The 12,998-nt window shown below is 62.8% G+C and carries 11 protein-coding genes and 1 pseudogene; 6 read left to right on the top strand and 6 right to left on the bottom strand.

Going from position 1 to position 12,998, the window contains the following annotated elements; translation table 11 throughout:
• Window positions 1–4: 4 nt before the first annotated feature.
• Entirely contained in the window at window positions 5–193 is a 189-nt protein-coding gene (locus BMX92_RS02875; RefSeq protein WP_093011591.1) for a hypothetical protein, read from the bottom strand.
• Between the two features lie 200 nt (window positions 194–393).
• Between BMX92_RS02875 and hslV the strand changes: the two genes are divergently transcribed.
• From hslV to BMX92_RS28340, 4 genes and pseudogenes are all read left to right on the top strand, one after another.
• A complete protein-coding gene (hslV, locus tag BMX92_RS02870) occupies window positions 394–936 on the top strand; it encodes an ATP-dependent protease subunit HslV (RefSeq protein ID WP_177184916.1) in 543 nt (180 codons plus the stop codon).
• A 150-nt stretch (window positions 937–1,086) separates the two neighbouring features.
• On the top strand, window positions 1,087–2,388 hold the full coding sequence (gene hslU, locus BMX92_RS02865; RefSeq protein WP_093011584.1) for an ATP-dependent protease ATPase subunit HslU: 1,302 nt from the start codon (window positions 1,087–1,089) through the stop codon (window positions 2,386–2,388).
• 222 nt (window positions 2,389–2,610) lie between these two features.
• The gene (locus BMX92_RS02860) at window positions 2,611–4,734 is read left to right on the top strand and encodes a S9 family peptidase (RefSeq protein WP_093011581.1); all 2,124 of its coding nucleotides are present in this window, start codon (window positions 2,611–2,613) and stop codon (window positions 4,732–4,734) included.
• Window positions 4,731–5,297 (top strand): annotated as a pseudogene (locus BMX92_RS28340) (GIY-YIG nuclease family protein). The gene BMX92_RS02860 and the pseudogene BMX92_RS28340 overlap by 4 nt, the downstream one beginning before the upstream one ends.
• On the opposite strand, the gene proS reads toward BMX92_RS28340, so the two are convergent.
• The 3 genes from proS to phaR form a co-directional block, all read right to left on the bottom strand.
• The gene (gene proS / locus BMX92_RS02845; protein ID WP_093011572.1) at window positions 5,298–6,824 is read right to left on the bottom strand and encodes a proline--tRNA ligase; all 1,527 of its coding nucleotides are present in this window, start codon (window positions 6,822–6,824) and stop codon (window positions 5,298–5,300) included.
• Between the two features lie 107 nt (window positions 6,825–6,931).
• On the bottom strand, window positions 6,932–7,273 hold the full coding sequence (locus tag BMX92_RS02840) for a hypothetical protein (RefSeq protein ID WP_093011569.1): 342 nt from the start codon (window positions 7,271–7,273) through the stop codon (window positions 6,932–6,934).
• 5 nt (window positions 7,274–7,278) lie between these two features.
• Window positions 7,279–7,845: a polyhydroxyalkanoate synthesis repressor PhaR gene (gene phaR / locus BMX92_RS02835; RefSeq protein ID WP_093011566.1), complete on the bottom strand. Its 567-nt coding sequence runs from the start codon at window positions 7,843–7,845 to the stop codon at window positions 7,279–7,281.
• On the opposite strand from phaR, the gene BMX92_RS02830 reads away from it, so the two are divergent.
• Entirely contained in the window at window positions 7,844–8,932 is a 1,089-nt protein-coding gene (locus BMX92_RS02830) for an alpha/beta hydrolase (RefSeq protein ID WP_256213252.1), read from the top strand. The genes phaR and BMX92_RS02830 overlap by 2 nt on opposite strands.
• A 67-nt stretch (window positions 8,933–8,999) precedes the next feature.
• Complete coding sequence (locus BMX92_RS02825; RefSeq protein WP_093012545.1) at window positions 9,000–10,172, top strand: acetyl-CoA C-acetyltransferase; 1,173 nt, start codon at window positions 9,000–9,002, stop codon at window positions 10,170–10,172.
• A 56-nt stretch (window positions 10,173–10,228) separates the two neighbouring features.
• Here the strand turns inward: BMX92_RS02825 and alr are convergent, their stop codons facing one another.
• Together alr and BMX92_RS02815 are read right to left on the bottom strand one after the other, a co-directional pair.
• Window positions 10,229–11,275: an alanine racemase gene (gene alr / locus BMX92_RS02820; protein ID WP_093011563.1), complete on the bottom strand. Its 1,047-nt coding sequence runs from the start codon at window positions 11,273–11,275 to the stop codon at window positions 10,229–10,231.
• Between the two features lie 25 nt (window positions 11,276–11,300).
• Complete coding sequence (locus BMX92_RS02815) at window positions 11,301–12,890, bottom strand: MFS transporter (RefSeq protein ID WP_093011560.1); 1,590 nt, start codon at window positions 12,888–12,890, stop codon at window positions 11,301–11,303.
• Window positions 12,891–12,998 lie beyond the last annotated feature (108 nt).

Here is a 12,998-nt window from a genome sequence, read left to right as displayed (position 1 = left end):
CGCGTTACTGGAGGACGCGGCCGATGGCGGTCGCGTTCTTGCGCAGGCGAACGCCGTCACATTCCGGTTCGCCGCATTCGCAGGCTTCGATCGTGTAGCGGTTGCCGCACATGACCAATATGTCCTGATCGAACGAATAGTTGGAAATCCCGGCGCGCTCGACCTTTTCTTGTGCTCTGGCCTTGAGAGACATAATGGCAGGCTCCTTCCGGAATTCGGTCCATCATCATTCATTTTGCATTGCACAATGTCAATTATGTAGCATTTGTTCCTGAATAAATTGTAAGAATATTGTCGCTGAAATGACACGCTTTGCCGCGCGGGCTTGGGTGACTTGCACGTGGCGACACCGCGTCCCATATGCCGCCCATGAACGACCAACGCAGCTCTTCCATGCCGGTTTGGCATGGCACCACTATCATGTCCGTCCGCAAGAATGGGAAAGTCGTCGTCGCTGGCGATGGCCAGGTTTCCATGGGACAGACGGTGATGAAGCCCAATGCCCGCAAGGTGCGCCGTCTGCATGACGGTAGCGTCATCGGCGGTTTCGCTGGCGCGACCGCTGACGCCTTCACCCTGTTTGAGCGGCTGGAGGCCAAGCTGGAGCGTCATAACGGCCAGCTGATGCGCGCCGCCGTGGAACTGGCCAAGGACTGGCGCACCGATAAATATCTGCGCAATCTGGAAGCGATGATGATCGTCGCCGACAAGGATGTGACGCTGATCCTGACCGGCAATGGCGATGTGCTGGAACCGCTCGGCGGTGTTGCGGCGATCGGTTCGGGCGGCAATTTTGCCCTAGCTGCGGCCCGCGCGCTGGTGGAATATGAGGAAGATGCCGAGACGCTCGCCCGCAAGGCGATGGCCGTTGCGGCGGATATCTGCGTTTATACCAATGACCAGCTAACGATCGAAACGCTCGACAGCGCGAACTGACCTGAAAAGCCCCTCCCTTTCAAGGGAGGGGTTGGGGTGGGTCGCGAGCGAAGTGAGCGTTCCGACATAGCCCCGAATATTGCCGTTGATCGCTGCGCGATCACACCCACCCCCCTGCCCCTCCCTTGAAAGGGAGGGGGGAGTCTTTTGATGAACGACAATCTGACCCCCAAAGCCATCGTCGCCGCGCTCGATGCGCATATCATCGGCCAGCATGACGCCAAGCGCGCCGTCGCTGTCGCGCTGCGCAACCGCTGGCGCCGCCAGCACCTGCCCGCCGATCTGCGCGATGAGGTAACGCCCAAGAACATCCTGATGATCGGGCCGACGGGCTGCGGCAAGACGGAGATCAGCCGTCGCCTCGCCAAGTTGGCCGACGCCCCCTTTGTTAAGGTCGAAGCTACCAAGTTCACCGAAGTCGGCTATGTCGGCCGCGACGTGGAACAGATCGTCCGCGATCTCGTGGAAGAAGCGGTGCGTTTGGAAAAGGACCGCCGCCGTGAAGCGGTGCGCGAAGCCGCGTCCGAAGCCGCCATGACACGCCTGCTCGACGCGCTGACCGGCAAGGAAGCGAGCGAGGCCACCCGCCTCTCCTTCCGCCAGAAGATCGAGAATGATCAGATGAACGAGGTCGAGGTCGAGGTGGAAGTCGCCGACGCCCCGTCGATGCCGATGGAGATTCCCGGCATGGGCGGTCAGGTCGGCATGATCAACCTGTCCGACATGATGTCCAAGGCGTTCGGCCAGCAACAGAAGAAGCGCCGCAAGATGCGTGTCGCCGAAGCCTGGGACAAGCTGGTCGAGGAAGAGCAGGACAAGCGGCTCGACCAGGATGATGTCGCCCGCGTCGCCATCACCAGCGCGGAGCAGAATGGCATCGTCTTCCTCGACGAGATCGACAAGATCGCCGTCAGCGACGTGCGCGGCGGCTCCGTCAGCCGCGAAGGCGTGCAGCGCGACTTGCTGCCGTTGATCGAGGGCACGACCGTCTCGACCAAATATGGTCCGCTGAAAACCGACCATATCCTGTTCATCGCGTCTGGCGCCTTCCATGTCGCCAAGCCCAGCGATCTGCTGCCCGAATTGCAGGGCCGCTTGCCGATCCGTGTCGAACTCAAGGCACTGACCGAGGAAGATTTCGTCGCGATCCTGTCCGACACCAAGGCGAGCCTTGTCGCGCAATATCGCGCTCTGCTGGCGACCGAGGAAGTGACGATCGACCTGACGCCCGACGGCATCCGCGCGGTCGCGAAGATCGCGGCGGATGTGAACAGCGAGATCGAGAATATCGGCGCTCGCCGCCTTCAGACGGTGATGGAAAAGCTGCTGGAGGATGTCAGCTTCGAAGCGGAGGATCGCCGCGGCGAAACGCTGGTGATCGATCGCGCCTATGTCGACAAGCAATTGTCGGCGGTGGCGCACGACACCGACCTCAGCAAATATGTGCTGTAAGCCATAAACACTGTTCGCCCTGAGCTTGTCGAAGCCTGTCCTGAGCGACTGCCACAGGCAGGCAGTCGAAGGGGGTGCTGCTGAGCGGAGCGAAGCCTGTTTTGGACAGACCTCGCTCCGCTCGGTGATGGGCTTCGACTTCGCTCAGCCCGAACGGAGAGATATCTTCCCCCCTGCCCGCCGCCGTGCCAGCCTTCCTCCAGCGATTCGCAGGGAGGAAATATGATCCGCACTTCGGCTTGGCTCTTCGCGGGCCTTGGCATGGCCGCACTGTCTGCCGCGCAGGCACAGGACGCGCCCAAACCGCCCACTGCGGCGAAGAAGCCGCATGCGGTGAAAGCGCCCTTCGGCGCGACGCGGCAAGACCCCTATTACTGGCTGCGCGACGATACCCGCAAAGACCCGGAGATGCTGGCCTATCTGGCTGCGGAAAATGCCTATGCCGATGCGCTGCTGGCGCCGACCAAGCCGTTGCAGGATAAGCTCTACACCGAAATTACCGGCCGCATTAAGCAGGATGACAGCAGCGTCCCGTACAGGAAGGACGGCTATTATTATTATAGCCGCTTCGAAACCGGCGGCGATTATCCGATTGTCGCCCGGCGCAAGGGCCGCATGGATGCTCCCGAACAGATATTGCTCGACCAGCCCAAAATGGGCGCGGGCAAGGGCTATTTTGCGATCGGCGGCAAGGAAGTCAGTCCCGACGACAGGCTGCTCGCCTATGCCGAGGATCTGGTCGGCCGCCGCCAATATGTGATCCGCGTCAAGGCCGTCGCCGACGGCAAGATGCTGACCGATGAAATCCCCAATGCCGAACCCGATTTCGCCTGGGCCGATGACAGCAAGACGATCTTCTATGTCGAGAAAGACCCCACCACCCTGCTCGGCAAGCGGGTGAAGGCGCATGTACTGGGCACCCCGGTCAGCGCCGACCGGCTGGTCTATGAGGAGAAGGACGATAGCTTCTACATGGGCCTCAAGAAGACGACGTCGGACAAATATATCTGCATCGTGCTGCAATCGACGGTCAGCAATGAAGAACGTTGCGCCCCGTCCGCCAACCCCGCCAGCTTCGCTGTCCTAGCGCCACGCGAGCGAGATTTCCTCTACAGCAGCGACAATGTCGGCGGGCAATGGACGATCCGCACCAACTGGCAGGCGCCCAATTACCGGCTGATGACCGTGTCGGATGCCGACGCCGCCAAGGGCCGCACCGCGTGGAAGGATATCGTGCCGACCAGCGCCGATGTCTTCATCGAGAATTTCCAGCCCTTCGACAGCTTCCTAGCGATCGAGGAGCGATCAGGCGGCAACAAGCGACTGCGCCTGCTGACCAAGACCGGCAAGAGCCGTTTCGTGGAAGCGGACGAGCCGGCCTATGCGATGGCGCTCAACGTCAATGCCGAAAGCGGCACGCTCTGGGTTCGCTACACCTATGACAGCCTGCGCACGCCGCAGACAACCTATGAGGTGAATGTCGACACCGGCGAGCGCAAGATACTGAAGGTCCAGGAAGTGAAGGGCTATGACCCCGACAAATATGTGACCGAGCGCGTCTGGGCGACCGCGCGCGACGGGACGAAGGTGCCCGTCTCGCTCATCTACGCCAAGGGGTTCCGGAAGGACGGCAGCGCGCCGCTCTACCAATATGCCTATGGCAGCTATGGCTATTCGACCGATCCGGCCTTTACGCCACTGCTGCCCAGTCTGCTGGATCGCGGGGTCGTCTATGCCATCGCCCATATTCGCGGCGGGCAGGAAATGGGTCGCAAATGGTATGATGACGGTCATCTCAAGAACAAGATGAACGGCTTTACCGACTTCATCGACGTGACCCGCGCACTGGTGGATCAGGGCTATGCGAAGAAGGGCCGAGTCGCGGCCATGGGCGGCAGCGCAGGCGGCCTGTTGATGGGCGCGGTCGCGAACATGGCGCCGCAGGATTACAAGCTCATCATCGCGCAGGTGCCGTTCGTGGATGTGGTGACGACCATGCTCGATCCCACGATCCCGCTCACCACCGGCGAATATGACGAATGGGGCAATCCCGAGCAGAAGCAGTGGTATGACGTGATGCTGGCCTATTCGCCCTACGACCATGTCGAGGCGAAAGCCTATCCCAGCCTGTTCGTCGGCACCGGCCTGTGGGACAGCCAGGTCCAATATTATGAGCCGACCAAATGGGTGGCCAAGCTGCGCGCGACCAAGACCGACAGCAATCCGCTGGTCTTCCGCATCAATATGGAAGCCGGCCATGGGGGCAAGTCGGGCCGCTTCCGCCGCTATCGTGATCAGGCGGAATATAGCGCCTTCGCGCTGGAGCAATTGGGGGTGGCCAATTGACGGCCCTGCCCTCGGCCGATCGCTGCCCTGTTTCGGACCTGCCCGAACTGCATGGCGCTGGCCTATATGCCTTTTACCTAAACGATGCGAAATCGCTTGCGCCGATCGAACCTGGAGAAGACGGGCTGGTCTATATCGGGATGACGAAGGATGATCTGCATGTCCGCAATCATCTGCTGCACCAGAATAGCGGCTTCTCGACTCTGCGCCGCAGTTTCGGCGCGTTGTTGAAAATTCAGCTTGGCCTCATCGCCATTCCGAGGGGACGTGGCTCGTCAGAGAGTAATTTTCGTAACTATTGCTTCACGCCGGAAGGAGAGCAGCGTCTTTCACAATAGATGGCTGGACATCTGCTGGCGGTCCAGTGGACTGCCGATCGGGATGCGGTTGAGGTGATGGAAACGACGCTTATTCGGCTTAATAGTCCACCGCTCAACCTCATGAAAAACCCGGCCAATCGATGGCGCAACCACATCATGGACCTGCGCGCATTGTGTGCGGCAGAAGCAAAGCAGCGCTATCAAGCTCAAATTAGGGAGGGCGTGCCCTCCCCAACTAACTGATCAGTAGCTGCGCCCCACCAGCACGCGCTCGACGGCCGTGCCGCCGGTGAAGATGCACGTGCCATCGGCGGCTTCCGCGTCAGTCGGCACGTTGCGCAGGGTGAGCTTCTCGCCCTTCAGCCACTGCACCACCTTTTCCAGTTCTTCGCCGGTCGGCTTGGCCCACTGGACCAGCGCCCAACCGGGGTTCTTGCTGGCTTTGAAATAGGCCTTGAGCGCATCGAGATCGGTGATCGACCGGTCGATACTGCCATCGAGCCGCGCCTTGGCGTCCGCGAACAAGGACGACTGGATATCCTCCAGCATCGCGGTCGCGCCGGCCACGAAATCGCCCTTGGCGACGATCTGGCTGTCTAGCTTGCCATCTTCGCGATAGAGGCGATCGCGGCGGATGACCGAGACATTGCCACCGGCCACATCGCGACCGCCAACCTCGATCACGATCGGCGCGCCCTTCTTGACCCAGCCCCAGCGCTTGGTCGCCGCCTTGGACGGGCGCTTGTCGAGCAGCGCGCGGACGGGCTCGCGGAAGACGTCCAGGCCGTTCAACTGGTTCACCAGATCGGTGCAATAATCGACGATCGCGGCGTCTTCCTCGATATCGCGCAGCATCGGCACGACCACGACCTGATAGGGTGCGACGCGCGGCGGCACGCGCAACCCGTCATCGTCACCATGGACCATGATCAGGCCGCCGATCATGCGGGTCGACATGCCCCAGCTGGTGGTCTGGGCCAGTTCCTGTTGCCCTTCGGCATTCTGGAACTTGATATTCTGCGCCTGACTGAAGGTCGTGCCCAGGAAGTGCGAGGTGCCGGCCTGCAGCGCCTTGCCATCCTGCATCATCGCCTCGATCGAATAGGTCGCGACGGCGCCGGGGAAACGCTCATTCTCCGGCTTCTCGCCCGCTACCACCGGCAGACCGACGCAATCCTCGGCGAAGCTGCGATAGACTTCGAGCATCTTCATCGTCTCTTCCATCGCCTCATCGACGGTGGCATGCGCAGTATGGCCTTCCTGCCAGAGAAACTCGCTGGTGCGCAGGAACATGCGGGTGCGCATTTCCCAGCGGACGACATTGGCCCACTGGTTGATCAACACCGGCAGGTCGCGCCAGCTCTGGACCCAGCGGCTGAACGCGGCGCCGATCACGGTTTCCGATGTCGGGCGCACGACCAGCGGCTCTTCCAGCTTCGCGTCGGGATCGGGAACCAGCTTGCCGTCCTGCTGAATCAGGCGATGATGGGTGACGACCGCCATTTCCTTTGCGAAGCCGTCGACATGCTCGGCTTCCTTCTCGAAATAGGACAGCGGAATGAACAGCGGGAAATAGCAATTTTCATGGCCGGTCTGCTTGATGCGGGCATCGAGCAGGGTCTGGATGCGTTCCCAGATGCCATAGCCCCACGGCCGAATGACCATGCAGCCGCGCACGCCGCTTTCCTCGGCCATGTCGGCTTCGGTGATGACGGCCTGATACCAGGCGGCGAAATCCTTTTCGCGGGTGACGTTGAGAGCGTGCTTCACGGGATACGGACCTTGGCTAGCAAAGAAGAATGGCGCGCCATAGGCCAAGCGCGCCGTTCCTGTCGACCCCCTGAACGATCAGGCTGAACGATCAGCCTGCGCAGCAATCAGGCGGCTGCGTCCATCCGCTCCAGCCAGGCTTTCGCCTGTTTCGGTTCGCCCACCGCATCGGCCGCAGCCGGGCCGCGCGCCGCCATGAAATCATGATGCAGTGCGAACGGCTCCAGACCCAACGTATCGCGCATGGCGTCGATCTCGTCCGCCAGTTCGGACAGGGCCGCAACCACTGGCGCCGTGCGGGCCCTGGCGGCCTTGTCCTTCTGATGATCGAACAGGCCCCAGCGACCGGCAGCCGTATCCCGCAACGCCGCGATCAACGCCGCGCGATACTCTTCTTCCACTTCGCCCCGACGGGTGTCGAGGCGTTCCAGCCGGTCCGCCTTTGCCATGATTGTCAGCTCAGCTTGTCGATCTTCGCGTTGAGCGCCGCGAGCTGGGCCTTGAGATCGTTGATCTCTTCATCCTTGCTGCCTTCCGCCGATGGCGTGGCGGGCGGCGTTGCCCCCGGCACGCCGTTGCCGAACGCGCTGGTGGCGGCTTCGAACATCTGCATGTTGCGCTTGGCGATGTCGGCCAGCGGGCCGCCACCGAAGGCACCCTTCATCGCTTCCTGAAACTGCTGCTGGTTCTTGCGAAAGGCGTCCATCGACGATTCCAGATATTGCGGCACCATGGACTGCATCGAATCGCCATACATGGAGATCAACTGGCGCAGGAAATTGACCGGCAGCATATTCTTGCCGCGCTGTTCCTCTTCCATGATGATCTGGGTCAGCACATTATGGGTGATATCCTCGCCCGTCTTGGCATCCACCACGACGAACTCGCGCCCTTCCCGCGTCATCTGCGACAACAGGTCGAGCGTGATATAGCTGGAAGTTTCGGTATTATAGAGTCGCCTGTTGGCGTACTTCTTGATGACGACCGGCTCCGATTCATTGACGGTCTTGGATTTGGTCATGGATTCCTCTCCCACACCTGAGCATATCGCATTAGCACAAGCCGTTGCCGCACCGCAACATGGCCCGCGCCCTTTACCCCTTTTTCTCAATATTTTATGGCGCGAAACGCAGGACGACCCGGAACTGCGCCGCCGCGCCTTCATCGGCCTGCGCAAATATCAGGAGGCGCAACGGCCACCGCCAGCACCACCCGGCCACTGTGTCGCCACCGCCGGGCCTGCCCGCCTGTTGCAATATGGCGCAGCAACGGACGGTAATCCGGTAGTTTTCATCCCCTCGCTGATCAATCCGCCGCAGGTTCTGGACCTGTCCGAAAGCCGATCCATGCTGCGCCACATGGCCGCAGCAGGACATGCCGCCTATCTCGTCGACTGGGGTGCGCCGTCAGCGCAGGATGCAATGCTGGGGCTGGACGGCCATATCATGGAGCGCCTGCTGCCGATGCTGGCGGCGCTGCCCCGACCGCCGATTCTGGTCGGCTATTGTCTGGGCGGCACGCTGGCGCTGGGGGCGGCAGCGATGCAGCGGTTTCCGGCAGTGGCGACGATCGCGGCGCCCTGGCGGTTCGATGCCTTTCCGGCCGCCGACCTCGACCTGATCGCCAATATGTGGCGCGGCGCGAAGGCGATGTGCGAACGGATCGGTTATGTGCCGATGGAGGTGCTGCAATCAGGTTTCTGGGCGATGGACCCGGCGCGGACCATCGCCAAATATGCGGCCTTTGCCGATGCGGCGGTGGGTTCGGATGCCGAACATGCCTTTCTGGCGGTGGAGGATTGGGCCAATGGCGGCGCGCCGCTCAGCTTCGCCGCCGGGCGCGACCTGTTCGAATCTCTCTATGCCGACAATGCCAGCGACGCGGGACGCTGGAGGATCGGAGGCCGCGCGGTCGACATCGCGGCGCTCGATTGCCCGACCCTGTCGATCGTTTCGACCAGCGACCGCATCGTTCCGGCGCTTGCCGGACCCCGCCTGAGCGAAGAGCACAGCCTGCATCTGGGCCATGTCGGCATGGTCGTGGGCGGGCGGGCGCGCGAAATATTGTGGGAGCCGCTTTCTGACTGGATTTCCGATCATGGCGGTTGAAGCCCGTTGATCGCTGATGCTATGTGCAGATGCGAAAAAATATTCACTACCAATGAGGATCAAGGCATTGTCAGACATCGTCATTACCGCCGCCAAGCGCACGCCTGTCGGCAGCTTCCTGGGGGCTTTCGGTTCGGTCCCCGCGCATGAGCTGGGCCGTCAGGCAATTCTTGCCGCGCTTGCTCAGGCCGCCGTCGCGCCCGAAGAAGTGGATGAAGTGATCCTGGGTCAGGTATTGGCCGCCGCGCAGGGCCAGAACCCTGCCCGTCAGGCTGCTGTCAATGCCGGCATCCCGGTCGAGCGGACCGCGATCGGCCTGAACCAGCTATGCGGTTCGGGCCTGCGCGCCGTTGCGCTGGCGGCGCAAGCGATCCGTGCCGGCGACGCCGACATCATGGTCGCGGGCGGCCAGGAAAGCATGTCGATGGCGCCCCATGCCCAATTGCTGCGCCCCGGCGCGAAGATGGGTCCGGTGACCTTTGTCGACACGATGGTTCATGACGGCCTGACCGACGCCTTCAACAATTATCATATGGGCATCACCGCCGAAAATCTGGCCGAGAAATACCAGATCAGCCGTGAAGCACAGGACGAGTTTGCCGTCGCCAGCCAGAATAAGGCGGAAGCCGCGCGCGCTTCGGGCCGCTTCGTCGACGAAATCGTGCCGGTGACGATCAAGGGCCGCAAGGGCGATGTCGTCGTCGAGCATGACGAATATATCCGCGCCGGTGCGACGATCGAGGCGATGCAGGCGCTGCGTCCGGCCTTCAAGAAGGATGGCACCGTGACCGCCGGCAATGCCAGCGGCCTGAACGACGGCGCCGCCGCGCTGGTGCTGATGACCGCCGATGCCGCCGCCAAGCGGGGCGCGACCGTGCTGGGCCGGATCGCCGGTTTCGGCACCGCCGGTGTCGATCCGGCGATCATGGGCATCGGCCCGGCCCCGGCCAGCCGCAAGGCGCTGGCCAAGGCGGGCTGGTCCGTCGCCGACCTCGACCTGATCGAGGCCAATGAAGCCTTCGCCGCGCAGGCGCTGTCGGTTGGTCAGGAACTGGGCTTCGATCCTGAAAAGCTGAACGTCAATGGCGGCGCGATCGCCATCGGCCACCCGATCGGCGCATCGGGCGCGCGCGTGCTGACCACCCTGCTCTATGAAATGGCCAAGCGCGACGCGAAGAAGGGTCTTGCCACCCTGTGCATCGGCGGCGGCATGGGTGTTGCCATGTGCATCGAGCGCTGAGGCTAAACCAATGATGCAGAGGGTCGCCGGTAGAAAGATCGGCGGCCCTTTTGCTTTCAGTCCCAATGCCGATCGTAGCGCGCGCCCAGCCCGGTCAGCAGTTCATATTGCGACAGGCCCGAAGCCGCGGACGCCATGCCCAGATCATAGGCGATGTCGAGCCAGTCGCCTTCCGCCAGATCGGGCTTCGTGCTGACGTCGACCGCCAGCAGGTCCATCGACACGCGGCCCAGCACCGGCAGGCTTTCGCCATCGACGATCACCGCGCCGCGCCCCGAAAAGCCCCGCAGATAGCCATCGGCATAACCCAGGTTCAGCACTGCCACCTCATGATCGCGCTGCGCCGTGAAGGTCGCATTATAGCCGATGCTGTCGCCCTCCAGCAGACGACGCCGTTGCAGCACCTGCACCTGCGGTTGCACCACGGCGCACAGATGCGGCGCGGCGACCGGGGACGGAATGCCGCCATAAAGAGCCAGCCCCGGCCGGGTCAGGTCGAAATGATAGCCGCTGCCAAGGCAGATGCCCGCGCTATTGGCCAGGCTGTAGCGCCGCAAGGACATTTGCTCCCGCAGCGCCGCGAAGCGCTCCAGTTGCGTCGCGTTGAGCGGCGTGTCCTCGTCGGCGGAGGCGAGATGGCTCATCAAAGTCACGATCTCCAGCCCCTCGACCGTCGCGGCCACATCGCCGCGCCAGTCCAGCCCCAGCCGGTTCATGCCGGTATCGACCATCACATCGCAATCGCCGCCGCCCGCCGCCCGCCAGCGCGCGATCTGCACCGGGGTCGACAGCACCGGCCGGGCGCGCGATGCCAGCGCCTGCGTCATATCTTCCGCCCGCACGCCATGCAGCACGGACAGGCTGACGCCATCCTCCAGCAACGGTTCCACCGCCGCCGCCTCGCCCCAGTTGGAGACGAAAAAATCCCGGCAACCCGCCTGCATCAGCCGCCGCATCACCTCGACCGAGCCCAGCCCATAGCCATTGGCCTTGATCGCCGCGCCGCAGGCCGCACCGCCGCTCATGGCCGACAGCCAGCGCCAGTTGGACACAAGCGCGTCACCATCAAGGCGCAGGCGCAGCGGGGCGATATAGCTTTGCATGGCTTTGCCGATAGCGCCCGGCGGCTCAGGCGTCGAGGGGGCGATCCTTCGTTTCGGGCAATCCAATCAGGCAGGTGACCAGCGCCAGCACCACGACCGCCAGTGTATACCACAGACCCGCATAGGGATCGCCGGTCCGCGCCACGATATATTGGCTGACCAGCGGCAGGAACCCGCCGAAATAGCCGGTGCCGATATGATAGGGGATGGACAGAGACGAATAGCGGATGCGGGCCGGGAAATATTCCGACAATAGCGCCGCCACCGGTCCATAGGTCGCGCCAGAGAGCGTCCAGAGCAGCAGCAAAGCGCCGAACAGCGCCAGCGCACGGGGCCAGTCCGGCGTCACCGTGCCGAAATCATAGCCCCCCGCCATCAGCGCCGCGTCCAGCCCCTTCGGACTGAGATCGCCGACCGCCGTGCCGCCGATCGTCACCGCCGGGGCAGCGCCCTGTTGCTTGTCATAGGGGATGCCGCGCTTGGAAAAATGATCGAGCAGCTTGCCGCAGGCGGTGGGCTGCACCTTCGCAAAGGGATCGAAGCGGCAATCGGGGCCGCTCACCACCACGGGCGCGCGGGCGGCGGCCGTTTCCAGCGCCGGGTTCGCCGTGCGCCCCATGAACTGATAGAGCGGCAGCGCCAGCAGCAGCACCAGCGCATAGCCGATCAGGATCGGCTTACGGCGCCCGATCCGGTCCGACAGCCAGCCGAAGAAGATGAAGCTCGCCACGCCGAAAAAGGCGCTGCCGCCCACCAGCAACTGCGCCAGCCCCGGCGCGACATGCAGGCCGCTTTGCAGGAAATAGAGCGCCTGAAACATCACCGTATAGGCGATGACGGTGAAGCCCGCCGCAATACCGATCATGGCGACGAACATCCGCTTCTTGTTGCCCGGCGCGGTGAAGGCTTCCTTCAGCGGGTTCTTCGCCTGCGCGCCCGCCTTTTTCATCGCCAGGAACACCGGGCTTTCGCGCAGCATCAGCCGCATCCACAATGATATGCCCAGCAGGGCCAGCGACAGGATGAAGGGGATGCGCCATCCCCAGGCGTCCCACACCGCCTTGCCCACGATCGCCTGCGTGCCGACGACCACGATCAGCGACAGGATGAAGCCGCCAATCACCCCGGCCTGAATGAAGCTGGTGTAGAAACCGCGTTTTCCGGGCGGCGAATGTTCCGCGACATAGATGGCCGCGCCGCCATATTCGCCGCCCAGCGCCAGACCCTGCGCGATGCGCAGCGCGATCAGGATGACGGGCGCCGCCATGCCGATGCTGGCGGCGGAAGGGGTTAGGCCGACGCCCGCCGTCGCCAGCCCCATCAGGATGATCGTGGCAAGGAAGGTATATTTGCGCCCCAGCCGGTCGCCCAGATAGCCGAACAGCATCGCCCCGATCGGCCGGAAGGCAAAGCCGATCGCGAAACCGGCCAGCGTATAGAGCAGTTCGACGGTGGGATTGTCGGTCGGGAAGAAGGTGCGCCCGATGATCGGCGCCAGCACGCCATAGATATAGAAATCATACCATTCGAACACGGTGCCCAGCGCCGACGCGGTGATGACCAGCCGGTCCCGCCGCGCATCCATGACATAATCCGTCCCCACCGACTCCGGCATCCGTCCCCCTTAACTTCGCATATTTCCCGTGAGTTTTGGCATTTTAGAACAGAAGTTGGAAATGATCTTTCCTATTTACGCCTTTCCAATTGCAGGACGATCCTATCA

It is taken from the genome of Sphingobium sp. YR768 (assembly GCF_900111125.1).
GTDB lineage: Bacteria > Pseudomonadota > Alphaproteobacteria > Sphingomonadales > Sphingomonadaceae > Sphingobium.
Note: the sequence above shows the minus strand (reverse complement) of the source record. Positions and strands in the feature narration are given on the sequence as shown.

What these genes read in the sequence shown, in the direction of transcription:
- BMX92_RS02830 (WP_256213252.1), top strand. Translation starts at nt 7,844, where the DNA reads ATGGATTCCTCTCCCACACCTGAGCATATCGCATTAGCACAAGCCGTT.
- phaR (WP_093011566.1), bottom strand. Translation starts at nt 7,845, where the DNA reads ATGACCAAATCCAAGACCGTCAATGAATCGGAGCCGGTCGTCATCAAG.
- BMX92_RS02840 (WP_093011569.1), bottom strand. Translation starts at nt 7,273, where the DNA reads ATGGCAAAGGCGGACCGGCTGGAACGCCTCGACACCCGTCGGGGCGAA.
- alr (WP_093011563.1), bottom strand. Translation starts at nt 11,275, where the DNA reads ATGCAAAGCTATATCGCCCCGCTGCGCCTGCGCCTTGATGGTGACGCG.
- hslU (WP_093011584.1), top strand. Translation starts at nt 1,087, where the DNA reads ATGAACGACAATCTGACCCCCAAAGCCATCGTCGCCGCGCTCGATGCG.
- hslV (WP_177184916.1), top strand. Translation starts at nt 394, where the DNA reads ATGCCGGTTTGGCATGGCACCACTATCATGTCCGTCCGCAAGAATGGG.
- BMX92_RS02815 (WP_093011560.1), bottom strand. Translation starts at nt 12,890, where the DNA reads ATGCCGGAGTCGGTGGGGACGGATTATGTCATGGATGCGCGGCGGGAC.
- BMX92_RS02860 (WP_093011581.1), top strand. Translation starts at nt 2,611, where the DNA reads ATGATCCGCACTTCGGCTTGGCTCTTCGCGGGCCTTGGCATGGCCGCA.
- BMX92_RS02875 (WP_093011591.1), bottom strand. Translation starts at nt 193, where the DNA reads ATGTCTCTCAAGGCCAGAGCACAAGAAAAGGTCGAGCGCGCCGGGATT.